This window comes from Bacillota bacterium (genome assembly GCA_036504675.1).
Taxonomy (GTDB): Bacteria; Bacillota; Sulfobacillia; order JAJYWN01; family JAJZPE01; genus DASXUT01.
Window position 1 is genome coordinate 1 of record DASXUT010000012.1, and the last position, 23,606, is coordinate 23,606.

Annotated in this window: 21 protein-coding genes and 1 riboswitch; of the genes, 11 read left to right on the top strand and 10 right to left on the bottom strand. The window is 66.9% G+C overall.

Going from position 1 to position 23,606, the window contains the following annotated elements:
• Positions 1 to 158: 158 nt before the first annotated feature.
• The gene (locus tag VGL40_00635) at positions 159 to 887 is read left to right on the top strand and encodes an HAD family hydrolase (GenBank protein HEY3313774.1); all 729 of its coding nucleotides are present in this window, start codon (positions 159 to 161) and stop codon (positions 885 to 887) included.
• Between the two features lie 179 nt (positions 888 to 1,066).
• Here VGL40_00635 and VGL40_00640 read toward each other — a convergent pair whose 3' ends face one another.
• The 3 genes from VGL40_00640 to VGL40_00650 all read right to left on the bottom strand — a co-directional run bounded on the left by VGL40_00640 (position 1,067) and on the right by VGL40_00650 (position 5,180).
• On the bottom strand, positions 1,067 to 1,945 hold the full coding sequence (locus tag VGL40_00640; protein HEY3313775.1) for a methyl-accepting chemotaxis protein: 879 nt from the start codon (positions 1,943 to 1,945) through the stop codon (positions 1,067 to 1,069).
• Positions 1,946 to 2,189: 244 nt separating this feature from the next.
• Positions 2,190 to 4,067, bottom strand: coding sequence for a translational GTPase TypA (typA, locus tag VGL40_00645; GenBank protein ID HEY3313776.1), 1,878 nt, complete (start codon positions 4,065 to 4,067; stop codon positions 2,190 to 2,192).
• Between the two features lie 159 nt (positions 4,068 to 4,226).
• Positions 4,227 to 5,180: a glycosyltransferase gene (locus VGL40_00650; GenBank protein HEY3313777.1), complete on the bottom strand. Its 954-nt coding sequence runs from the start codon at positions 5,178 to 5,180 to the stop codon at positions 4,227 to 4,229.
• 195 nt (positions 5,181 to 5,375) lie between these two features.
• Here VGL40_00650 and VGL40_00655 point away from each other — a divergent pair, with 195 nt between their 5' ends.
• Complete coding sequence (locus VGL40_00655) at positions 5,376 to 6,284, top strand: polysaccharide deacetylase family protein (GenBank protein HEY3313778.1); 909 nt, start codon at positions 5,376 to 5,378, stop codon at positions 6,282 to 6,284.
• Positions 6,285 to 6,344: 60 nt separating this feature from the next.
• Here VGL40_00655 and VGL40_00660 read toward each other — a convergent pair whose 3' ends face one another.
• The gene (locus VGL40_00660) at positions 6,345 to 7,847 is read right to left on the bottom strand and encodes an FMN-binding glutamate synthase family protein (protein HEY3313779.1); all 1,503 of its coding nucleotides are present in this window, start codon (positions 7,845 to 7,847) and stop codon (positions 6,345 to 6,347) included.
• A 287-nt stretch (positions 7,848 to 8,134) separates the two neighbouring features.
• On the opposite strand from VGL40_00660, the gene VGL40_00665 reads away from it, so the two are divergent.
• The 3 genes from VGL40_00665 (at position 8,135) to panD (ending at position 10,531) form a co-directional block, all read left to right on the top strand.
• Positions 8,135 to 8,965 carry a phosphosulfolactate synthase gene (locus tag VGL40_00665; protein HEY3313780.1) on the top strand — a complete coding sequence of 277 codons (831 nt, stop codon included), beginning with the start codon at positions 8,135 to 8,137 and terminating at the stop codon, positions 8,963 to 8,965.
• A 132-nt stretch (positions 8,966 to 9,097) separates the two neighbouring features.
• Positions 9,098 to 10,123, top strand: a complete 1,026-nt coding sequence (locus VGL40_00670; protein HEY3313781.1) for a hydroxyacid dehydrogenase — start codon at positions 9,098 to 9,100, stop codon at positions 10,121 to 10,123.
• A 6-nt stretch (positions 10,124 to 10,129) separates the two neighbouring features.
• Complete coding sequence (gene panD / locus VGL40_00675) at positions 10,130 to 10,531, top strand: aspartate 1-decarboxylase (protein ID HEY3313782.1); 402 nt, start codon at positions 10,130 to 10,132, stop codon at positions 10,529 to 10,531.
• Between the two features lie 77 nt (positions 10,532 to 10,608).
• Here the strand turns inward: panD and VGL40_00680 are convergent, their stop codons facing one another.
• The 3 genes from VGL40_00680 to VGL40_00690 are packed head-to-tail and all read right to left on the bottom strand — an operon-like array spanning position 10,609 to position 12,954.
• The gene (locus VGL40_00680) at positions 10,609 to 11,331 is read right to left on the bottom strand and encodes a UPF0280 family protein (protein HEY3313783.1); all 723 of its coding nucleotides are present in this window, start codon (positions 11,329 to 11,331) and stop codon (positions 10,609 to 10,611) included.
• Between the two features lie 4 nt (positions 11,332 to 11,335).
• Entirely contained in the window at positions 11,336 to 11,761 is a 426-nt protein-coding gene (locus tag VGL40_00685; GenBank protein HEY3313784.1) for an NIL domain-containing protein, read from the bottom strand.
• On the bottom strand, positions 11,758 to 12,954 hold the full coding sequence (locus VGL40_00690) for a homocysteine biosynthesis protein (GenBank protein HEY3313785.1): 1,197 nt from the start codon (positions 12,952 to 12,954) through the stop codon (positions 11,758 to 11,760). The genes VGL40_00685 and VGL40_00690 overlap by 4 nt, the downstream gene beginning before the upstream one ends.
• Positions 12,955 to 13,074: 120 nt before the next feature.
• Positions 13,075 to 13,181: riboswitch (SAM riboswitch) on the bottom strand.
• A 234-nt stretch (positions 13,182 to 13,415) separates the two neighbouring features.
• Here VGL40_00690 and VGL40_00695 point away from each other — a divergent pair.
• Positions 13,416 to 14,483, top strand: a complete 1,068-nt coding sequence (locus VGL40_00695) for an Mrp/NBP35 family ATP-binding protein (protein HEY3313786.1) — start codon at positions 13,416 to 13,418, stop codon at positions 14,481 to 14,483.
• A 10-nt stretch (positions 14,484 to 14,493) separates the two neighbouring features.
• On the opposite strand, the gene VGL40_00700 is transcribed toward VGL40_00695, so the two are convergent.
• Together VGL40_00700 and VGL40_00705 are read right to left on the bottom strand one after the other, a co-directional pair.
• Entirely contained in the window at positions 14,494 to 15,387 is an 894-nt protein-coding gene (locus tag VGL40_00700; protein HEY3313787.1) for a DMT family transporter, read from the bottom strand.
• A 258-nt stretch (positions 15,388 to 15,645) separates the two neighbouring features.
• Positions 15,646 to 16,647 carry a VanW family protein gene (locus VGL40_00705; protein ID HEY3313788.1) on the bottom strand — a complete coding sequence of 334 codons (1,002 nt, stop codon included), beginning with the start codon at positions 16,645 to 16,647 and terminating at the stop codon, positions 15,646 to 15,648.
• 89 nt (positions 16,648 to 16,736) lie between these two features.
• On the opposite strand from VGL40_00705, the gene VGL40_00710 reads away from it, so the two are divergent.
• The 5 genes from VGL40_00710 to VGL40_00730 all read left to right on the top strand — a co-directional run bounded on the left by VGL40_00710 (position 16,737) and on the right by VGL40_00730 (position 22,891).
• Positions 16,737 to 17,951: an SAM-dependent methyltransferase gene (locus tag VGL40_00710; protein ID HEY3313789.1), complete on the top strand. Its 1,215-nt coding sequence runs from the start codon at positions 16,737 to 16,739 to the stop codon at positions 17,949 to 17,951.
• A gap of 121 nt (positions 17,952 to 18,072) precedes the next feature.
• Entirely contained in the window at positions 18,073 to 18,477 is a 405-nt protein-coding gene (locus tag VGL40_00715) for a hypothetical protein (protein ID HEY3313790.1), read from the top strand.
• A gap of 24 nt (positions 18,478 to 18,501) precedes the next feature.
• Positions 18,502 to 20,025, top strand: coding sequence for an HD domain-containing protein (locus VGL40_00720; GenBank protein HEY3313791.1), 1,524 nt, complete (start codon positions 18,502 to 18,504; stop codon positions 20,023 to 20,025).
• 196 nt (positions 20,026 to 20,221) lie between these two features.
• The gene (locus VGL40_00725; GenBank protein HEY3313792.1) at positions 20,222 to 21,757 is read left to right on the top strand and encodes a hypothetical protein; all 1,536 of its coding nucleotides are present in this window, start codon (positions 20,222 to 20,224) and stop codon (positions 21,755 to 21,757) included.
• Positions 21,758 to 21,889: 132 nt separating this feature from the next.
• Complete coding sequence (locus tag VGL40_00730) at positions 21,890 to 22,891, top strand: methyltransferase domain-containing protein (GenBank protein HEY3313793.1); 1,002 nt, start codon at positions 21,890 to 21,892, stop codon at positions 22,889 to 22,891.
• Here the strand turns inward: VGL40_00730 and VGL40_00735 are convergent.
• Entirely contained in the window at positions 22,821 to 23,576 is a 756-nt protein-coding gene (locus VGL40_00735) for a hypothetical protein (protein HEY3313794.1), read from the bottom strand. The two genes, VGL40_00730 and VGL40_00735, sit on opposite strands and share 71 nt — an antisense overlap.
• Between the last annotated feature and the right edge of the window lie 30 nt (positions 23,577 to 23,606).

Here is a 23,606-nt window from a genome sequence, read left to right on the forward strand (position 1 = left end):
GGAGACCTATCTACGTCAGAAGAACCCCGGTTGGCAAAAACTCATGAGCCAACGCTAAACCAGTCGCGGAAACGCTGAGGGTGACATTTTCTCAGTCCCGTTATGCGCTTATACAGGTGACATATTCACTGTCCATTGACAGGCTGCGCTTGATCGACATGCGCTTGATCGGCAAGGACTACGCGCCGCGGCCGCCGAAGTCAGCCGCCATGAACAACCCCATTGACGCCCCCCGCCGCGCCCTCATCTTCGACCTCGACGGCACCCTGTGCGACACCCTGCCCCTCATCTACGACTGCTTCCGCGACGTCCTCCTGCGCTTCACCGGGAGGCGCTTCGCCGACGACGAGATCGCCCCCCTCTTCGGCCCGCCCGAGGAAGGCGTCCTCGAACGGGTCCTGCCGCCGACCGAAGCGGCCGAGGCCCTGGAGTCTTACCTCGATCTCTACCGTTCGCGGCACGCCCGCTACGTGCCCTTACCGGCGGCCCAGGTCCGCGACCTCTCCGGGTTCAGGGATGAAGGTGTCAGGCTGGGGGTGGTCACCGGCAAGGGCATCGGCACCGCCCGGATCACTCTCGCCGAGACCGGCCTGGCCGACCTCTTCGACGTGGTCCTCACCGGCAGCGTGGGTTTCAAGCGGAAGCCCGCCCCCGACGGCGTGCGGTTGGTCATGCGGGCCCTCGGGGCCGAGGCCGGCCGATCGGTCTTCGTCGGCGACCACCTGGCCGACGTCAGGGCCGCCCGGGCGGCCGAGTGCACGGCCGTCGCCGCCGCCTGGTACGAGCGCCACGACCCGCGGGTCCGCGCCGCCGACGCCGGTGCCGATCACGTCTTCGAGCGTTGGGAGGACTTCGTCGACTGGGCGAGGGGCTGGGTCGAGGGGTAGGCGGCCGGCGGCGCGGCGACCGGCGACGCGGGCCGGGACCCACCGCGGAAAGAAAGAAGACCCCCGCACCGGAGCCTCCCGGTAGGGGGTCTTGTCCTGTCGCGGCGATCCTGTGGCGGGGGCCCTGAAGAGCCCGTCGCGGGTCGGCGGCTCACCGAGGAGAGGCCGCGGCCGGCGAGTCAGCCGTTCCGGGCCGCCTCGAGGAGCTTCTTCGAGAAGCCCTGTAGCTGGCTGGAAACGGTGGAGATTTCATTCATCGCCTGGGTCAGGCTGTCGGCGGCCTGGTTCTGGCTGGCCGCCACGTGTTCGGTCACCTGCTTCATTTCCTCGGCCTGGTTGAGGATCTGGGTCATGGTGGCGTCGATGTTGCCGAGGGTTCCGTTGATCTGCTTGGCCGACACGCCGCTGGATTCCGCCAGCTCGCGGACGCGCTCGGCGACGACGGAGAAGCCCCGCCCGTGCTCGCCGGCTCTCGCCGCCTCGATGGCCGCGTTGAGCCCGAGCAGTCGGGTCTCATCGGCGACGGTCTTGATGAACTCGATCACCTCGCCGGTCTCCTTAACGTGTTTCTGCCCCTGATTGGAGACTTCGGCCAGGGACTGGGACCGGTGGAGCAGATCCTTGGCGTTCTCGGCCATCTCCTTGATGGGCGTGCCCAGCGAAGAGATGGTGGTCGAAAGCCTCTCGCCGACCGCCGCCAGCTCGGTCGACTGCCCCTGCAGCTGGTTCATGACTTCCTCGCGACTGCTCACAAGGAGCATGATCAACCTGGCCACACTGGCGTCGCAGACGGCCGTCTTGGCCTGCTTCTTCTGATAGATGAGGTCGTTGACTTCCTGGACGCCGGTGGCCTCGATGACCACCTGCAGACCCGGGGTGGCCAGGAGCGCGCCGACATCGGTCGTCGTGTGGACTCCCAGTTGGCGTCCGAGGACCATGCCCGGCGCGTCCATGCCTCGGTCGGCGATGCCGACCACCTTGACGTCGGGAACCCCTTTCAGCACCCGCAGGATCGACGTGCCGCCTCGGCCGGCCCCCACGATGGCTACCGTGATCACTATTTTTCTCTCCATTTCAGGTCGTCAGGTTTCTTCCCGGTCCTCGCAACCGAGGACGCCGGGCAGAGAGTTCTTCCCTTCACTAATATCGGACCAACGGCGGCCGGAATTTAGCGGGCTTTCGACAGATATCGACACCCAGCTAGAGGCGGTATTGGCCGGTCCAGCTTATCAAAAGACGTCATAAAAGGACCCCGGGGCTAACCCCCGGGGCCACCGCGTGTCACGGCTACTGCGCGGGGTCCTAACTCTCGTCCGACTCCCCGACGTACACCTCGTGCCTGGCCTCCCGCCGGGTGTGCCGATTGAGGATCTTCTTCCGCAGGCGGATCGCCTTGGGGGTGACCTCGACCAGCTCGTCCTCGTTGATGAACTCCAGGGCCTGTTCCAGCGAGAGACGGCGGGGCGGGGTCAGGCGGACCAGTTCCTCGCCGGTGGACGAGCGGACGTTGGTGGCGTGCTTCTTCTTGCCGACGTTGAGGTCGATGTCCTTATCCCGGGTGGCCTCGCCGACGATCATGCCTTCGTAGACGTCCTCGCCTGGTCCCAGGAAGAAGATCCCCCGGTCCTCCAGGTGGGACAAGGCATAGGCCGTGGCCGTCCCGCGTTCCCAGGCCACCAGAGACCCGCTCCGCCGTTCGGGGATGGATCCGCGGTGCTCGCCGTAACCGTGGAAGATGTGGTACATCAGGCCGTAGCCCTTGGTGTAAGTCAGGAAGTCCGAGCGGAAGCCGATCAGGCCGCGGGCCGGGATGATTTCGTCGATCCTCACCCGGCCGCCCCGGGCGTGCATGTTCGTCAGCTCGCCGCGCCTGGTCCCGAGGTGTTCCATGGTCCGCCCGAGGTATTCCTCGGGAACGTCGATGACCAGGTCCTCGAGGGGTTCGAGGAGCTTCTTCCGACCGTCCGGGCCGGTCTCTTGCTTGAAGATGACCTTGGGTTTGGAGACGCCCATTTCGTACCCTTCGCGGCGCATGTTCTCGATGAGGATGGACAGGTGGAGCTCGCCGCGACCGCTGACGACGAAGGCGTCGGGGGAATCGGTCTCCTCGACCCGCAGGGCGACGTTGGACTCGAGTTCGCGGTCCAGGCGGTCGCGCAAGTGGCGCGAGGTCAGGTAGGTGCCTTCGCGACCGGCGAAGGGGCTGTCATTGACCCGGAAGGTCATCGACAGGGTGGGCTCCTCGACGGTGATGGGCGGCAGGGCCTCCGGGTGTTCGGGGTCGGTGACGGTGTCCCCGATGCCCGCGTCGAGTAAGCCCATCAGGGCGACGATCTCGCCGGCCGAGGCCTCGGGGACTTCCAGCCGCTTGAGCCCTTCGAAGGTGTAGAGCTTGCCGACCTTGGCCGGCCTGGTCTTGTCCTCTCGGCAGATGGTCACATTCATCCCGGTGCGGACGGTCCCGCGGGCGATCCGCCCGATGATGATGCGGCCGACGTACTCGTCGTAGTCGAGGTTGGAGATGACCATCTGAAACGGGCCGCCGGGGTCGCCCGAGGGCGACGGGACGGTCTCGACAATGGCGTCGAGGAGTGGCTTGATGTCCTCGTTGCCGTCGTCCGGGGCCAGGTGGGCCGTGCCCCGGCGGGCGTCCGAGTAGATGATCGGGAAGTCGATCTGCTCCTCGTCCGCGCCGAGGGCGATGAAGAGGTCGAGGACCTCGTCGACGACCTCGGCCGGCCGCGCGTCGGGGCGGTCGATCTTGTTGATCACCACCACCGGCTTGAGCTTCTGGGCCAAGGCTTTGGACAGGACGAAGCGGGTCTGTGGCATCGGCCCCTCGAAGGCGTCGACGACGAGAAGGGCCCCGTCGACCATCGACAGGATCCGTTCGACCTCGCCGCCGAAATCGGCGTGGCCCGGCGTGTCGACGATGTTTATCTTCAGGTCGCGGTAGCGGATCGAGGTGTTCTTGGCCAGGATGGTGATGCCGCGCTCCCGTTCCAGGTCGTTCGAGTCCATGACCCGCTCGACCACCCGCTCGTTGGTCCGGAAGGTCCCCGTCTGCCGCAACAGGGCGTCGACCAGGGTGGTCTTGCCGTGGTCGACGTGGGCGATGATGGCCACGTTGCGAAGGTCCGACGGGCCGATCTTGGTCTCTGAAGGCGTACCGATGCTCATGGGCGCTCATCCAATCTTGCCGGCGGGCTCGTCCAGCCGCGGCTCAAAGCTAGAAACGGCCCTCAAAGCGGCCCGTTCCCTGCTTACTATAATCGACCCCCCGCGGGGTGTCAATTCCATCACCGCTTGCGGGGAACGACCGGCCGACTTCCGCCGGCCTCAAAACGGGATGCCGAAGCGCTCCATGAACCAATCATCGCTCCGGCGGCGCCGGGCGAAGAAATCCTCGCGCTGGCCTTGCGCGGCCCGGCGGGAGATCTCCACCAGCTGCTGCCAGTAGCTGTACTTTTGAAGGAGCGCGATGACCTTCCCGACCCGAACCTCATTAAAGTGGCTGACGGCCATCCGGACCTGGTTGTACTGGGCGTCCCAAAGGGTCACCCGATACGGGTGGCGTTGGCGGAAGAGGTGACCCACCACGGTCTCCGGGACAACCGCCGCGTTGTGGCCGAACAGCCAGAGCTTGATGGAGATCTCCTCGTCCTCGTGACCCCAGGTCTGAAAGGCGTGATCGAAGCCGCCGATGTCCCTGAAGACTTCGGCTCGGAAGGCCATGCACCCCCCCGGCAGCAAGGGGACCTCGGTGATTCCCTTGGGCGGCTTCAGCCAGGTCACCTCGAGCCGATCATTCCAAGTCTGTCCGAAGCCGGCCCGGCGCGGGTCGCCCGGCACGCCCAACCCCGGGGAGACGGCTCCCAAGTCGCCGCCGGTCGCCGCCGCCTGGGCCAACGGTTCGACCAAGGCATCCAGCCAGTGCGGCGGGAAGTCGAGGTGGGCGTCGCAGAAGACGTAGTAGCGCCCCTTGGCCAGGCGGGCACCGAGGTTCCTGGCCTGGGGGGCGCCCAGGCCCCGCGTCCTGACGATGCTCAGCGGGTAGGGGAAGGCCCTGGTCAGATGACAGCACCCGTCCTGCGAACCGTCGTCGACGACGATGGCCTCGAAGGGCACGTCCACCTCGGCTGTCGCCAGCGAGGCCAGGGTCGTGGCGACGTTCGCCCCTTCGTCGCGGGCCGGGAAGATCACGCTGACCAGCGGCGGAGCTGACAGCGGGGGGGGCGGGTACGGGTCGGGCCGCGATGCCTGGGTCTGATTGACGGCGTTGGTTGGCGGCAAGTGGGCGTCCCTCGCTTGGCGGACCCGTGACGGGCCCTTAACGGACCTTTTGCGGGCCCTACGCCATGCTATGAACGCCCGGCTTGACCGGTCATCGCCCGACCTCGCTCGCCCGTGCCCATTAGTTCCCAGCTCAGGTCGCGTGCGCGCGGGGGCTTAAAACCGTCTCTGGGGCAGATTCCTAAGAGACGGGTGATGAGCTCTTTGAAGCTGAAACGACTGGTCGCGGTGATGACCGTGGTCGCCCTGTTGGGGCTCGGCCTGGGGGCGGCTTCGGCCTATGCTTACGGACGCTTGACGGGGCGGACCCGGAAGGGGCCGTGGGCTGGTCTCCCCGGGCCGGGCAGCGGGCTGGTGACGCCAGGTCCAGGGTCGGCCGACCGGGGCTTCGGGGCCGAACACGGCGGCGGGGCCGAAAACGGTGCGGATGGCGCGGGCTCGGGCGACGGCTCCACCCGGCCATTGGTGGGCCCAGCCGTACCGGTCATCGACCATCTGGCCGATCGGCTCGGCCGCACCGGCGACTCGGCGGGCAAGGAGATCGCCCTGACCTTCGACGCCGGCTGGATCTACGACTCGGCCCCCGATCTCCTCCGGGTCCTCGACGAGAAGGCCGTCAAGGCCACCTTCTTCCTTCGGGCCCGCTGGGTGGAGGACCATCCTGACCTGGCCCGGGATATCGCCGCCCGGGGCCATCTGGTCGAGGACCACTCTTACAGCCATCAGGACATGACCAAGCTCGACCCGGCCGCCCGCGAGGCGGAGTTCCAGCACTCCGCGGCCACCTTCCGGCGGATCCTTGGGATCGAACCCGATCTCTTCAGACCGCCCTATGGGGCCTACGACCGTGAACTCCTGAGCGAGTTGGGCGCCCGCGGCTATCGGGCGGCCGTGATGTGGACCGTCGACAGCCTCGACTGGCGCGAGCCCGGTCCCGACCAGGTCGCGGCCAAGGTCCTCACCAGCGCCCGCGACGGGGCCATCGTCCTGATGCACGTCGGCTCGCGCGACGGGGTGGCCGCCCTGCCGTCCATCATCGACACCCTGCGGAGCACGGGCTACCGCTTCGTCCGCCTGGACGCGATGACCGGGGTGGTCCAGTAGAGCGGGCCGCCGCCTGCCGCCCCGCCGCCTGCCGCCCCGCTGTCCCCGCGCCGGCGGGTCCTAGTGCCAGTACTCCGCCCTCCCGCGCTCACGCGGCTTGACCAGCGGCCGCACCGGCTTTTCCCGCGGGCCCTCCGGATCGGGGGGCCCGCCCTGTTCCCCGGCCCGCGGCGCCTCGTAGGCCGGCTGCGCCCCGGTGGCCACGGCCATCTCCCCGGTGAAGGCGCAGAGGTCCTCCGCCGAGACCTCCGACAGGCCGCGGTGGCCGAGGCCGCCGGTGGCGATGGCCATCTCCTTGGTCGAGGCCTTGATGAAGTTGGCCAACCGGCGGGCTCCGGCGTGGAGGTCGAAGCGGTCCGAGTTCTCCGTGTTCGGCAGGACCAAGGTCAATGGCGGGTCCTTGGGATAGACCTTGAGCGCCTGGGCGTGGACCATGACCAGGAGGGCGGCCGTCCCGATGGCCACGGCGTCTGCCCCGAGGGCGATGGCCTTGAGGAAGTCGCCCGGCTCATGGAGCCCCCCCGAGGCGATCAGGCTGATCCGGTCGCGGATCTTCCGTCGGCGCAGGTAGCGGTCGGCCCGCGGGATGGCGAAGACCGTCGGCAGGCCGAAGTTCTCAGCCGTGATGGCGTAGCCGTCCTCGCCGCCGGCCTCGGCCCCGTCGATGGTCAGGAAGTCGGGCTCGGCCACCAGGACCTCCTCCAGGTCGGCCTCGATGTCGCCGGCCGCCAGTTTCACCCCGATGGGGAGGCCGTCCGTCTCGTCCCGCAGCCAGTCGATCACCCGCCGCAGGTCGTGCCCGTCTTTGATCGTCTCGAACTGCGACTCCATCCGGACTTCGCCCGACTCGGCGGTGACCTGATTCAGTTGGCGAAAGCGAGCCGGGAGATTTTTGACCGGGGTCGATTCACTGACCCCGCCCGAGGCCCCCCGGCCGAAGACGATCTCGACCGCGTCGGCCTGGCGCAGGTCCCCGATGGCGTTGCCCCAGCCGGCCCGGTTGTACTGGACGATGTAGCGATCGACGGTCGTCCGCTCCTGCGGGAGATAGCCGCTGCAGCCCGAGTTCAGGGCCGCCCCGGCCAGTTGCGCCCCCTCCGCCAGGGCGGCCTTGGCCCGTTCACTGAGGGCCACCCCGTAGCCCATTCCGGCAATGATGATCGGCGTCCTACACCTCAGCGGGCGCCGGGCGTTCGGGCCGATGGTCACCGAGGTGTCGACGTCCTCGACGGACAGGGTCGGCAGCCGCGAGATCTGGGCCGGGAGGAAGTGCAGTTGATCCAGACCGCGGGCGCGACGGGCCGCCCCCATCGGCCGGTTGAACGGCTCACCAGTCTGGCCACGGACCATGATCTGGAGGAGCGAAAGGGGGTCGATCGTCTTCGGCAGGGCCAGGGTCTGGTAGGCCACGTTGCGCTCGGAATCGGTGCTGAGGATGGGCTTGATCAACTTCATCAGCGCCCCTCGGAAGAAGAGCGGGAAGAGCAGCGCGGATAAGGCCGTGGTCAAAACCCCGACGATCAGTCCTCCGATCACCGACCACCAGAACGCGCTCAAGGTCAAACCAAAGACCCTCCCAACGGTTCCCGACTGCCAGGACGCTATTATGCCCTCACCTCGGGAACCCCGTGCGCCGAACAGGCGTCAAGGCTCGGGCCCATCGCCCGGGCCCTCCTGTTACGTATACCCGTTACGTCTACTACATCCCAGCTAGACGAAGCTTGCCTGCTCACCACCGGCGGGCGGGCGGAATAGCATAAGGAAGGACTCGCGGCCCCCGGGGCTCGCCCGCCCCGCGGCTGGGCCGCCGGCGCGTCCGCACGCACACGGCCCAAAGGAGAGGGAGCAAAGTGACCAGTCGCGACAGGTATCCGAGCCACGAACGACCGCCGAAGGCCTGGGGCGGTCTCGTATCCCCGCCGATGGGGGGTCGTTCACGCCCGCCCCGACGAGCCGGGGTGACCATGGTCATCGACAAGGGCATGGGGACCACGGAAACCGCCGGTCTGCTCGAGCTGGCCGCGGACTACATCGATTTCTGGAAGTTGCCCTTCGGCACGTCGGCCTTCTACCCCGAACCGACCCTCCGCCGGAAGCTCGAAATCCTTACCCAAAGCGGGGTCAAGTCCTACCCCGGCGGGACCTTCCTCGAGGTGGCCATCTGGCAGGATCGCCTGGAGCCTTTCCTGACCAAGGCCAAGGACCTCGGCTTCACCGCCATCGAGGTCTCCGACGGGACGATCCCGCTCCTCCCCGAGGAGCGCGAACGGGCCATCCGCCTGTCCCACGAATTGGGCTTCACCGTCCTGTCCGAAGTGGGCAAGAAGGATCCCCGCGAGCGCATCCCATGGGAGACCATGCGCCGGATCATTCAGGAGGACCTGAGCCAGGGAGTGCGGTTCGTCATCGTCGAGGGCCGTGAGATGGGGCGCGGCGTGGGCATCTACAACGAGGCCGGCCAGATCGTCGACGAGGAGGTCTCCAAGATCCTGTCGGCCGTCCGCGACACCAACCTGATCATCTGGGAGGCGCCCCTCAAGAACCAGCAGGAGCAACTGATCCTCCGCTTCGGCCCCAACGTCAACCTGGGGAACATCCCGCCCGCCGAGATCCTGGCCCTCGAGTCCCTGCGAACGGGGCTGCGGGCGGACACCCTGAGGGCCTCGCTGTATAAGACCTAGCCTGGCACGCCGCACAAGACCTGATCTGGGTGACGCGGGCTCCGCTCCCAATCCCGCCCAATCGCCTCACATTCTGCCAGCCCCGGCGTACTATGTAGCGCTGAGGGGCGGCCAGGAAAGGACGGCCAGCGATTGGTCACCGACCGCTCCGGCCGCTCCGGCCGCATCGTCATCAGCGAGTACCTCTGGGAGGAGGGCCTGGCCGAGGTCGACCACCGGTTCCGGATCAGCTACGACCGAACCCTCTTCGCCGACGTGGACCGGCTGAGGCGCGAGGTGGGCTCGGCCGAGGCCCTCATCGTCCGCAACCAGACCCGCGTCGACGACGCCCTCATGCGCCTGGGACCGACCCTGCGAGTGGTCGGCCGGCTGGGAGTCGGCCTCGACAACATCGACGTCGGAGCCGCCCACCGCCGGGGCGTCGAAGTCGTCTACGCCCCCGAGGCCAACGCCACATCGGTCGCCGAGTTCGCCGTCGCCGCCGCCCTCGCCCTCAGCCGTCGCCTGATCCCGGCGCACCTCCACACGGTGGCCGGGGGTTGGGACCGGACCAGTTTCTCCGGGGGTGAGCTTTCCGGCAAGACCGCCGGGATCATCGGCCTCGGCCGCATCGGTGAGCTGGTCGCCCACCGTCTGAAGGCCTTCGGCCTGAGGCTCCTGGCCTTCGACCCGCGGCTGTCCCCGACCGACCTGACGGTCATCGAGAACGGGATCACTCTGGTTCCCTGGCCGGACATCTTGGCCGAGGTGGACCTGATCACCCTGCACCTGCCCCTGACCGCCGAGACGGTCAACCTCGTCGGCCGGGAAGAGCTCGGCCGGATGCGGCCTACAGCCATGCTTGTCAACACTTCCCGCGGCGGAGTCTTGGATGAGAAGGCCTTATATGAGGCCCTGACAGAAGGCCATATAGCCGGGGCTGCCCTGGACGTCAGGCGGCATGAGCCGCCGAGGACGGGCGTCGACCCAGACTTCTCCCGCTTCGACAACGTCGTCCTGACCCCGCACATCGCCGGCCTCACCCGGGAAGCCGACCTCAAGGTGACCCGAACGGTCCTGCTGGACGTGCAACGGGTCCTCCGGGGCGAGCCACCGAGTTTCCCGGCGAGTGCCGCGACATTGTCCTTCCCGCGTCCCGCGAAGATGAACGGAGGTTGATCCGCCGTGTTGCGGATGATGGCCAAGTCCAAGCTCCACCGGGTGACCTGCACCCAGGCCAACCTGAACTACGTGGGGAGCATCACCCTCGACCGGGCGCTGATGGACGCGGCCGGGATCGTCCCCTACGAGATGGTCCAGATCACCAACATCGCCAACGGCACCTGGTGGCAGACCTACGCCATCCCCGGGGACGCCGGCTCCGGAGTGGTCTGCCTCAACGGGGCTTCGGCCCGCCACTTCCACCCAGGCGACAAGGTGATCGTCATCTCCTACGGGTACTACAGCGAGGCGGAGGTCAAGCGGCTGGTCCCGAAGATCGTCTTCGTCGACCGGAAGAACCGGATCACCGAGGTCGCCTCGGAGGAGATCCCGTTCACCGAATACCTGCCGCCGGACGAACGGTAGGTCGGGGCCTCGGGGGCCCGGGACGGTCTGGTCGCGAAAAAAACGACGGGCAGGCGCACCGGTGAGGTGAGCCTGCCCTAGAACGGCTGTAGGTCGACGTCCCCCCAAGCCCCCAGCTTATCCCCGATGATGACGACGGCCCCCAGGAGGCCGCGGATCCGCCCGGCCACCCGCAGCCCGGCCTCGATGTCGTCGGCCGTCTTGACCCGGTTGCCGATGGCGGTGGCCGCGGCATCGGCCAGGGCCGCGTCCCTGGCCACGACGACGGTGGCGTCGGTGCGGCCGAAGCTCAGTGACGGGCCGACCGTCCCGGCCGAGGTGCACACGCCGAGGGGCGTGTCCTCCGGCTTGATCTTCAGGGCGACCTTCTCGCTGAGCGGCGAGGACCCGGCGTGGATGCCGATCTTCCGGGGCAGGCCGGACTGGATGAAGATGTCCCCGCCGTTTTCGACGATGACCTCCGGCGAGTACCGGAGCAGTTCCACCCCGACGAACTGGCTGACCGCACCGGCCACGGCGGCCATCGGGCCGACGCCGGCGGCGGCGCCGGCCTCGCTCATCCGGCGGACGATGGGCGGCGCCCAGGGGGCCGGGTCGATGGGCACGAGGCTGGTCCGGAACTCCGGTACGGCCAGGATGTACCCCTCGAGCTGCCGCCTGAGTTCGACGACCAGGGCCATGGCCTCGGCCTCCAGCCGCCGGTGGGCGCCGATCTGGAGGTCGGTCTCTTTCAGGCAGCAGTTGAAGAAGACGAGGTTCTGACCCTTGAACAGGTCGCGGTAGGTCCGGGGCTCGTACATGGGGTCAACTGGCCGGCGTCCCGCCGATGGCCGGGGCGATGGCCCGCATCGGACAGGCCTTCAGGCAGGACTCGCAGACGAAGCAGTCGGCCGGCGTGAAGACCAGGCTCCAGTCCTTCTGGTCCAGGGACAGGGCCCCCGACGGACAGACGGCGGTGCAGGCCCCGCAGTCGATGCAGCGGTCGCGGTCCCAGGAGACGGCGCTCTCGACGATGTGGAACTCGACCCCCTCGTCCCGGACGAAGCGAGTCGCCCCGTCGATCGCTTCCTCCTGTCCCTCGACGTCCATCACCAGGACGCCGACCCGGTTGGCGGCCACTTCGGCGTGGAGAATGTTGATCCGCAGGTCGTAGTCCTTGACCAGGTGGTAAGTGATGGGCTTCCCGGCCCGGTTGGGCGGGAAACGAAGGAGAGCCTTGATCCGCTTCATCGGGCGCCACCCCCCGCGACGTTGGCGGCTTGGGAGCCGGCCTTGACCTCGAGCCCCTTGGGATTGGCCGTCGCCGGCAACTGGGCCACCGGCTGGGTGAGCAAAAAGTCGCCGCCGGCGATCCAGCCCTTCAGGACGTCGGCGATCTCCCGGGCCACCTTCAGGCTGGACAGGGGGGCCGTCGGTACCTCGCGGCCGTTCAGGGTGATGCTCCCGCGACGCAACTCGGCGTAGGAGACGCGGCCCAGGCACGGCCGGTCACGGGAGGGCACGCTGTAGTCATAGACCTTGGTGAAGATCTCGCTGTTCTTGACGGCCACCGAACGGACCATCTCTTCGTCGAGGATGGGGATGGGGATGCCGATGCCGACGTACATGCTGACCCCGTAGCGCTCGAAGGTGGCCGCCCGGATGAAGCGCGGGCTCATCTCCTTGAGGTTGCCGATGACCGCCAGGGTGGCCGCGTTCTGCAGGGGGACGCCGTTCTCGGCCCGCGGGCGCGACGGGTTGTGCTGCGTGCCCGGCCAGGCCACGAAACCCTGGGTGCCGCCGAGGAAGATCCGCGTGCCGATGCCGATGGTCCGGTAGTACGGGTCCTTGAGCAGCGGGCTGAGTTCGCCCGAGGTGCTGTAGGTGACGTTCCCGCAGCGCGGCTGGAGGACGCCCATGTAGGTGTAGAGGGTCCGATCCGAGGTGTTGGTCGCCGCGGCGTAGTTCTGGTAGGCGTTGCGCGGGTTGTAGAGATAGGCCTCGTTGATCTCGTCCTTGGTGATGACCGTCTCGATCTCCGTCCGCGGGTAGCAGTCGGTGCCGTAGGAGGTGGCCCGCAGCTTGACCGGCCTGCCGGCGATGAGGTCCTCGATGACGTGGGCTCCGCCATACTCGAGCCCCCTGGTCTCCGAGGGCTGGGTGGCCCCGATGTAGGTGTCGACGGCGGCCAGCCCGCCGTAGGCCTCGACGTCGTTGAGCCAGATCTTGCCCATCTTGATCGGCGGGTCGGCGTGGCCGAAGTTGAGGAAGGCCCCGGACGAGCACATCGCCCCGAAGGTGGCCGTCGTCACCACATCGACCTCTCTGGCCGCCTCGGCCGGGCCCTTCTCGTCGACGATCCTGATGATCTCCTCGGCCGTGACGACCACGGCCTTCTTCTTGTGGATCCTCTCGTTGATCTCCTCGAGACTCTTGACGCTCAAGCGGCATCCCCTCCTCAGATGATGAACGAATGAGGACGGCGGCCTCTCGGCGGCCGGCCTAAAGGAAAAATAAAAAAACCCTCCGAATGAAGGGTCGCAAGCAGACGCGCTCCGCCTTCACTCTCATCTTCCGGACCGTAGTCCGCAGGAATTGGCACCGTCCTCCGAATGGGGAGTGGTTGCCGTGGCATCATCGGGCCTGTCCCTCAGCCGCCTCTAGATGAAAGAGGGGTCTTATTCAGTTGCCCGCGGCGGCGGGGGCCGCCCCGGTGTTGCCTATGATGGTAGCACCCGTCAGGAGGGCTGTCAAGCGGGAATTTTCTCGCCCTCTCCGACCCGCCGCGGGGGCTCTCACGCCCGCCGCCGGGGCTCTCAGTTGAACTTCTGAGAGATCTTGGCTATACTAGTATTCGCGCCCAAGGGGGTTTGCGCAGGTGGAAGGAGACAGGAGGCGTCACCGCATGGTTGACCAAGGCGAAGTCAGGAAGGCCCTGAGCAAGGTCATGGACCCGGAACTCGGCCGCAGCCTGGAAGAGCTGGGCATGATCAAGGAAGTCAAGGTCGACGGGGGCAAGGTCGAAGTGACCGTCGCCCTGACCACCCCGTCCTGCCCGCTGAGGGGCGGCATCGAGGCCGACGTCAAGCAGGCCGTGGCCGCCGTGCCCGGGGTGGAGGACGTTCAGGTCCGCATGGGCCAGCTGTCGCCGGAGGAGCTGGCCAAGATCAGCGGTGGCCCCGGCGCCGAGGGAGGGCCGACCCAAGCCCAGCAACTCAGTCACATCGGCGTGGTGGTCGCCGTGATGAGCGGCAAGGGCGGCGTGGGGAAGTCCATGGTCACTTCGATGCTGGCCGTTTCCCTGGCCCGCGAGGGGAAGAAGGTCGGCATCCTCGACGCCGACATCACCGGCCCGAGCATCCCGCGGATGTTCGGCCTCAAAGGCCAGGCCGACGCGAGTGAGTTCGGGATCATCCCGGTGGCCACCCCCGACCTGGGCATCCAAGTCATGTCCATCAACCTGCTCCTCGGCCAGGAGGACCTGCCCGTCATCTGGCGCGGGCCGCTCATCTCCGGGGCCATCCGCCAGTTCTGGACCGACGTCGTCTGGGGCGACCTCGATGTCCTCCTGGTCGACCTGCCCCCCGGCACGTCCGACGCGCCCCTCACCGTGATGCAGGCCCTGCCCCTGTCCGGGGCGGTGGTCGTCTCCACCCCCCAGGACCTGGCCGGGATGGTCGTCCGCAAGGCCGTCAAGATGGCCAACCAGCTGGGCATCCCCATCCTGGGCGTGGTCGAGAATATGAGCTACTTCGCCTGCCCGGAATCGGGCAAGCGCCATGAGGTCTTCGGGCCAAGCCGCGGAGAAGAGTTGGCCCGGGCGGCCGACGCCCCGCTCCTCGCCCGCCTGCCCATCGATCCACAGCTGGCCCGGCTCTCCGACGCCGGCCGGATCGAGGACTACCGCTCGGACGACTTCGTCGCCATGGCCAGGACCATGCTCGAGGGGATCAAGAAGGGCGCCGGGGTCTGACCCCGCGCCCTCACCCGCGCCAGACCAAGAGCCACGAACCCAGCACGATCAGGGCCGCCGCCCCCAGGCGGCCCTTCACCTTCTCCCCGAACATGACCGCCCCGAGGAAGGCCGTGACGAACAGGGACAGGCTCGAGACGGGCTCGGCCACCGACAGCGGCAGGCCGACGATGGCATACAGTAGGAGCAGATAGGAGTAAGCGTTGACGATGCCGGCCAGGAAGGCCGTGACCGGCCGATCGAGCAGGAGTTCCCAGGCCTTGCGCAGCCGCCCCTGGAGGGCCAGGAGGATCCCCAGGCAGACGGTGATGGTCGAGTAGATGACCAGCGAGTAGGTGACCGGGTTGATCACCCCGAGGCCGCCCTTGTCGATGACCCGGGTCACCGCCAGCAAGGCGGCGTAGCCGATCATCGCCAGGGCCGGCGGGTAGCGGACCAAGGCGATAAATCCGCCAGCCGGGTGACGACTGACCGGGCGCCTGGCCGACGCCCGGGGTCCTCCCGGGGCCCGCAGCATCGATGCCCCCAGGATGATGGCCACCGTGCCGGCCAGCTTCAACAGACTAAAGGGCTCGCCGTAGATGAGGGCGGCCAGCACCAGGAGGAAGAGGCTGTTCAGGTTGGCCAATGGGCTGACCAGCGAGACCTCGCCGGTCGACAGGGAGTTGACATAAAGCACAAAGGCGAAGCTGTAGATGACCCCGCTGGGCAGGGCGAAGCGGAGGAAATCCGCCCGCGGCGGGCCGTAGATGGCGGCCACCGGCAACAAATAGAGCGCGGCCAGACCGAAGAAGACGAAGGTCGTCTCCACGCTGCCGCGCCCCTCGCCGAGACGCTTGACGAAGACCCGTTCTAATCCCAGAAGGACGATCCGACCGACCAGGGCCAAGTAGGAGAGGGTCACGGGCCACCTCGGAGAACCGCCCAGCGCCTAGGGGGAAGTCGCGGCGACCATCGCCACACCGCCAGAATCCGTTGGTGAGCCGATCGCCCAGTGAGCCGTCACGTCCAGGGTTCGCCGACACCTTGTAACCTTCCTGCTCGCCGGCTCACCCGCCCAGTCCCAGGAGCCACCGCCAGAACCCAACGATGGCCGCCGCGACCCGGGACAGTAGAAGCTCTATTCCGGTCCACAATCCCCTAGACCCGGCCCGTGACCCATTTATCGGTCCGAGCCGGCACCCGGTTGGTCCGTCCTGGGCGGCCCCGTTCCGATGACGACCACCCGCGGGCTGGCCCGGTAGGTGCTGATCCCCATATCGCGCCGCTCAGCCGCGGGCGGCGAGCCGATGACCAGCCAGCTGTGGACCTTGACCCCGTCCTGCCCCGGAGCCAATTCCCCGATCTCGCCCCTGGGCAGCTCCGGGTCGTCCTTGGACTCGGTCCACTTGGGGTAGGTCTCGAGGACCTGGTGCTCCCAGCGCACCGGCAGGCCCTTCTGGCGGCCGTAGATTGATACCGTCAGGACCTTGTTGGCGCCCACGGCATAGATCATCACCGGCGAGGACAGGTTATTGCGGAATTTGAAGTCCAGGGCTCCGTCGGAGACCGTCGCGTCCTGCCCGGCCTGCAGGTAGGGGACGGTCAGGCCGTGCTTGTGGCGCTCGACGACCTCGAGGTTGGCCATGACCACGGCGTTGTAAAGAGTCGTGGCCACCTGACAGACCCCGCCGCCGACGGAGGGGACGATGCGTTGACCGACGAACATCCTACCGAGGCCGTATCCGTTGGCCTGGCTGTATGGCCCGACGGCGGCGTTGTAGGAGAAGGTCTCGCCGGGCTTGACGACCACGCCCGACAGGTACGACGCGGCCAGGGCGATGTTGACCTCCTGAGACGGGATGGCGTGGCCATATCCCGTCGTGCAGGTTCCGACCATCACCGGCAGGTTCAGCTCGACCGTCCGGCGGCCGAGGTCGGTCAGGCTGAGGACGGGACTCGGGTTGGCCCGGGTCGGCGGCCCGGCGGCCAGGAGCGACGGCTCGGCCGCGGCCACCGCCGCCTCCTGGAGGTCCTCGGTGGTCAGGTCGAGTCGCGAGTAGACCTGGAGCTTGAAGGACTCCCACGACGACTGGTCGGTGCCGGCCGTCCCCGCGGCCAGGGGCACGGGGTGCAGCGACGAGAACAAGAGGAAGAAGACATACGGTAGGACGGCAGCCTTCATTCGGTAGCCTCGCTTTCGGTATCCATCAGCAGTCGATGCTTAGGGTGGCCTCGCCCATCCGGGGATATTCCGCCTGACGGGGGTGGATCATGACCGCCGATCACGAGCTGGGACAAGTCATTGCCGAGGAGATCGCCGCGAACGGGCCGATGACCTTCGCCCGTTACATGGAACTCTGCCTGTACCACCCGGCCCTGGGGTACTATCGCCGCCCAGACTTGAACATCGGCAAGGCCGGCGACTTCTACACCAGCCCCCAGGTGGGGGCGATCTTCGGCCGGACCCTGGCCCGCCAGGCGGAGGACGTCTGGTCGGCGGCCGGGAAGCCGGGCCAGTTCTGGGTGGTCGAGTACGGCGCCGGCACCGGGGCCCTGGCGGCGGATCTCATCGAAGCCCTGGCCGGGTCGCCGGCCGGTCCGGCCTTGCGCTACCTGATCATCGAGACCAGCGAGCGCCTCCGCGAAGTCCAGGCGGCGACCATCGCCGGGGTGCGGGGCGGGGGGGGCGATCGTCAAGGTCGGGGGGGCGAGTCCCTTCATCGCATCCCCGTTACCTGGGCCCCCGACCTCGGCCCCGTCGAGCGAGCCCCGGCCTGCGTGATCGCCAACGAACTGGTCGACGCCTTTCCCGTCCACGTGGTCCGGGGGAAGGGGCGCGGCGGCCGCGGCGGCCGTGACGCCCGTGGCACCCCTGGTGACTTGGAGGAGCTTTATGTAACCGACGGAAAGGATGGGCTGACCTTCCAATCCGGCCCTCCGTCCCGGCCCGAGCTGGCCTCCTACTTCAAGTGGCTCGGAGTCCGGCTGGCCGACGGTCAGCAGGCCGAGGCCAACCTCCAGGCCCTCGATTGGCTGGAGGAACTGGACGACGGGCTGACCCGGGGGGCGGCCCTCGTCATCGATTACGGCTACCTATCGCCCAGCCTCTACGATCCGGACTTCCGCTTCGACGGCACGGTGATGACCTACCACCGGCACCGGGCCGATCCCGACCCGTTCCAGTCACCCGGTGACCGGGACATCACCGCCCACGTCAACTTCTCGGCCCTCGGCAAACGGGCCAACGAATTGGGCTGGACGGTCGCCGGTTACGCCGACCAGCTGCACTTCCTGGTCAACCTGGGAATCCTCGATGCCATCTCCGCCGACCCGGGGGGCGGCCCCTCGCCGGAGGCCCGAGCGGCCAAGCAGCTGATCATGCCGGGCGGGATGGGCGAGCGATTCAAGGTCCTGGCCCTCTGCAAAGGCCTGGGCAATCCCAGTCTCAAAGGTTTTGGGGGGATCCTGCCCGGGCGGGCCGAGTAGGGGCTGAACCGCCTCCGGAATAGCCTAAAGAGAAAGGGCCTAATTCCCGATTTCCTGGAGGAGAATACTAGTTCGGGTGGAATGCTCAGAATTGAGAACGAAACCAGGGGGTGAGCAGAGCGTGACTGGCTTGGAACAGCTCAAGGAGACGCTGGTTCGCACCGTGACCGCCGATGACCTGATAAAGGCTCTGCTATGTGAAGTCGGCGCCGAGACTATCTCGAAAGACCCCGAGCGAATCCACGAGGCGTTCTACATGCTTCGGCAGGACTACCCAAAGTTGCTGTCGGACTTCCACTTTGACACCTCAGGTTTGAGCGCGTTTTCCGACTTGCTTGATAGAGTCTTGTTCCGCCTCGAAACCTCATCAGTCCTAGGAACAGTGAACCCGCGTTTCTCCGTCTATGAACTACGAGCTTCCATGAAGGACGAATTGAAGAGAACGGTGCTGCCCAAGTTTTCACCGGATACTCGTAAGGTGTTGCAGGAAGTGAGCCACAAGCTTGAGGAGCTTGTTAAGGACTAGGCTCCTCAAAGGTGGTGTTCATGGTTGACGGTCCTCGCGGATAACGTCAATGCCGTGGTCGAAGACTCACTAAGAAGCCATAGGCCGGAGACCATCAGGGCCCCGAAGGTGATTCACGACACCGTTCTGGGGTCCAACCTTTTTATGCCCCATGAGATAGCCGTCTTGGACTTGCCGCTGGTCCAGCGCCTGAGAAGGATAAACCAGGTCGACTTGGTCCCTCTGGTCTTCCCCTCCGGGAACCACAATCGTTTTGAGCATACGCTTGGCGTCACCGTCATTGCCGACCGGCTAGCTAATGCCCTGGGGCGGCGGCTCAAGGGCAGAGAGCCATCACCAGCGGTAATGGATGACAACTACATTAACCACCTGCGGATGGCGGCCGTGCTGCACGACTGCGGCCACGGTCCGTTTTCGCACATCTCCGAAGATGTCTACCGGGTTTACCCGGCGATCCACGACGAAATCGCATCCAACACGAGGCTCCAAGGAGCCTCGCCGCACGAAGTATTGTCCTTCCTCATTGTGACCAGCCCGGCATTCCGGGACTATTTTCGGGAGCACGTGCAACGGCCATATCATGTCGAATTCGACCTGGACTTGGTGGCCGACATGATCGTCGGTCGAGCGAATACTCCCAAGGTTGCTTATCTGACCGACATCATTAACGGAGCATTCGATGCTGACAAGCTGGACTACATCCAGAGAGACTCTCACTTCACCGGCATTCGGATGGTCCTTGATCTTGAGCGGCTCTTCTACACGGTCGACGTTATTGAGGACAAATCTGGTAGGATTCGGCTGAGCGTTGATATGAGCGGCGTCTCCACCCTTGAACAAATCGTCTTTAGCAAGATGCTCCTGTTCAGCACCGTATATCACCACCACAAAGTCCGGTCGGCCGAGTGCCTTTTCCGGTCCATATTTGAGCGGCTCATGGCCACTGGCGAAGGTGTCCATGGTGTGCGAATAGACGGCCCAGCCTCCTTCCTCCGACTGACGGATACGGATGTGTACGCCCTCTCGGTTGGGAGCGCGGACGTTACCGTGGCCGAACTGGCCAGAGATCTTTGCCTCAGGCGCCTGCCCAAGAGAGCGATGGTCATCTCAAGCAAGACGGTAACTCCCGACACCCTACCCTGCTTGGGAGACCTGATGGCCCTATATGAGAAACCTGACCTCATCGCCCAGGTCAGGGAGTCCATCGCCGACCGCTGCAAACAGGCCGGGCAGGACGTTTCTCGGGCCGACATCTGGGTGGATATCCCGAGCGGACCGAAGTTCAAGGAAGGCAAGGACTGGCCGATCAAGAGCCCAGAGTCGGTTGGTGGATTCGTAAGGTTGCGTGACATGATGCCGGTCGAGGACTGGGTTCGCGCCTTCAGCGAGAACAAATGGCGGGGCTACGTTTTCACCCGGCCGGAATACCGGGAGCCAGTCTTCGAGGCGACCAGAGCCACTCTGAGGGAGCTTTTCTCGATTGAGGTGACCCCCTACTCCAGGGTCCTATGCAAGATGGATGAACCGACCGCGGGAGTTGAAGCCTGAAGGCCTCACGCCCTTCTGAAGTCACCCATAAAATACCGCCCAGGCCGGTAACCGCCGACGACAAGAGCCCCCGCAACCACACCCGGATTGCGGGGGCTGCATTTGTGCCCTTTTCTCAGCCGTCAAGGCATTGGCATACAATGCCCAACGTCCGGCGTACGGATGGAAGAGACCGTTCGTCTTTGGAGGTGGGCCCATGGCGGCCAGGGGCACCGCGCCCCTCAACCCCCTGAAGGTCGGGCTCTGGCTCGGGCTGCTGCTGCTCATCATCGCCGTCCTCGTCCTTGCCTCGCCGGGTCGGACCGGCAAGAGCACCGTCCAAGCCCTGACCGTAGTCAAGCTCCGGGGCGGAGGCGCGGCTCAATGGCTGAGGGAGACTATCCTCATCGGGCCCGAGCGCCTGAGCTATCGCCGCGCCCTCGGCCGTCTCGAGACTGCCGCCCTGAGCCAACCCCTCCTGGACGCCCGGGGCGGGGCGGGCCTATTGGCCTCGGGTCCCGCGGCCGCCGCCGGCCGCCTGGTGATCGCCGCCAACCTTAGCTTCGCCGCTCCCGGAGCGGTCGACGAGCATCCGCTGGTCAGCCTGGTCCATGAGACCGGCAAGATCCCTTACGTCGGCGTAGGGTTCGCCGGGCGTGACTCCCTCCAGGCCGGTCTTAACCAGGCCGGCGTGGCCGTCGTCATGCTGGTCACGAACACCCCCTCGTCCGCCGATAGGGCCGTCGCCCCGCCGGTCACGTCGATGGCCGCCATCCTGTCCACCGCCCGGGACGTCGACGACGCCCTGGGGGCCTTGCACGAGTCTCCCCCGAGCTTCGACGCCCAGTTCATCCTGGCCGACCCGTCATCCCCCGGGGTCGTCGCCGAGTGCGTCGGCGGGGAGGTGCGGGCCCGGTCACCCGTCGGCGGCCTGGCCCTCGTCCCGGCTCCGACCACGCCGACATCGAGCGCCCAGCCCCCGCTCCCCGGCGCCTTCACCTCGGCCGCCCTCTCCCGGCACCAACGCCTGACCGAGCTGACCACGGCCGCTTACGGCTATCTCGCTCCCGAGTCGGCCGCCGAGATCCTCCGCGACCGCTTCGATACCGCGGGTCGCCGCTTCGACCCTGGCGGCGATGTCCTGGCCTCGGAGACCACGGCCATCTCAGTGATCATCGACCCGGCCGGCAAGACCCTCTGGGTGGCCGCCGGCCAGATGCCGGCCTCGCTCGGACCATTCACCGCCTTCAGCCCTGGGGGAACCATGCCGAGCCGCTCCCTGGCCGGGGCGACCCCGCCCTCGCCGACCTTTGTCCGGGGCCGTCAGGCCTTCGAGGCGGACCGGCGGGCCCTCGACGACCTCCTCCATGGCCGGTACGCCCGGGCCGCCGAACGCCTCGAAGAAGCCCTCACCCTGGCGGAGACGGCGCCGAAGCCGAAGCCCGGGGTCAACGACCCGGAGGCCATGGGCCCGCCCGGGATGGGCCGCCTGTACCTGCGCCTCGGCGACGCCTACCGGCTGGCCTCGGACCGCCAACGGTCAAAGGCCGTCGAGGCCTACACGAAGGCCCTGGCCACCCAGGTAAGCCGGGACGACCGGGCCTACGGGCAGATGGTCCTGGCGACCTTGTTCGAGCGGGACGGTCAGGTCAAGGAGGCGATCGGCCACTACCGGGCGGCCCTGGCCGAAAAGAGCGGGCTGTGGGTGGTCGAAGAGCCGGCCCGCCTCGGCCTGGCCCGTCTGGGCCAGTGACCGAGCCCCGGCGAAGGCCACCGGCCCGCGGCCCCCAGTCCTCAGTGGCTTGGCAGGAAATCGTCAGGCCGGCGACGAAAGCTACGCCCTGCCGATTCGCGGCAACCGTTGGCATCCGTGGCCCGCTGGGGGGTGTCCGCCCTGCGTCGCGACCTCCTTGGTCTGTTGACCTGCCCGTCCTGCCACGGCGACCTCGAAGTCGAGGAGACCGCGGGCAACTACCTGCGGGTGACCACGGGGGTCATCCGCTGCCCGGGGTGTGGCCGCGAATACCCGGTCCTCGAGGGCATCCCTGATTTCCGCGGCGGCGGCCCCCTCGAACCGTTCCAGGAACCCGAGTGGGCGACCACCGCTCTCAGCCAGGACGGCCGCGATCGCGTCTACGACGCCTACTGGATCGCTCTGCCCGAAGAGGTCCGCCGGCACGGACCGCGGATGATCCGCGACCTGGCCAAACTGGCCGTCCCCAAGGGCGGCGGGGCCATTCTGGACGTCGCCACCGGCGCCGGGACGCTCATCGAGGAAGTCCTCAAGCACGTCGATCGGGCGACCCTCGTCGTCGGGACCGATTACAGCCTCTCGGTCACCAGGTCGACCCGCGCCCACCTGCTCCGGCTCGGGCGCTACGACCAGGTGTCATTGGTAGTCTGCGACGTCCGCCGGCTCCCCTTCAAGGATGATGTCTTCTCCTCGGCCTGCTCCTTCGCCGGTTACCAGAACATCCAGCAGCGGCCCGAACTGGCCGTGGCCGAGACTTTCCGAACGATGAAAAACGGCGCTCCAGTCGCCTTCGGGGCGACGGTCATCCGGGAGAATTCCCGGACGGCCGCCCACCTGTCAAGGCAAGGACTGGAGCGCTTTTACGTCACCAAGCTGATCCGCGAGACCTTCGCCGGGGCCGGCTTCGACCAGATCCACTTCAAGACCTATCTCTCCGGCACCTGGCCGGGCAACCCCTACGACCCGCTGCCCCTCTCAGGTGACTGGTACGGTCACGGGATCATCACCGCCCAGAAGCCGAAGCCTGAACCGGAGGCCCAAGCGAAGCGGCCGGCCCGGACGGTCAGACCGCGGGCGGTCCGGCCACGGCCGGTGGTTCGACTGGTGCGGCGTCGGAATAAGCCGTCTCGCTAGCCGATAGGGGCCGTAAGGCCGTCCGCTTGGCGTCCTCGAGCCCCGAGAAGACGGCCTTCTTTCCATAGAGCCACTTGAGCATGCTAGGCACCTCGGCCCGGATGGTCTTGGTGTCTATGTTCTTGCCATCGGCCATCAGCCGCCGGATCTGCTCGGCCACGATCGACCGGATCTCCTCGGGGGACGAGCCCCAACGGATCCTCGTTGATGGTGCCGTCGGAGCTTCCGCTCCGCCGCCCAGGGCGGACCGCCGAGCGTCATTGGCCCGGACCCGCCGCTGCTTGCCTCCGATCAGCCCGTGCGCGGCGAGGGTCGCCTCGAGTTCTTCCAGACGGTCAAGGGCCCGGCAGACCTCCGTGGCCAACGGCTCGATGGCCAGCTTGACCACCTCGGCCACGGCGTCGATGGTCCGTTCGGTAGCCATCCGATAAGTCTTGTATTCTTCATCCATCTTGCTCAGGAGGACCTGCTTGAGGGTGGGTGCCTGACTCAGCTTGGTGATCAGGTCGGTGATGTTGAAAGAGTCCAGATCGCGGGCCTGGCGGTATTCCCGGCCGGCGAAGTCGGCCGGCATCAGCATCTTGCCGACCAGTCCCCTTTTTCCCTTCTTCTTCCGAGCGCCCCGCGCGCTGACCCGCTTCTCCCGCACTTCCTGCTCAAAGATTCGTTTGATGTCTTCGTCCAATTTCGATTTCCTCCGATTCAGTTTTGTGTA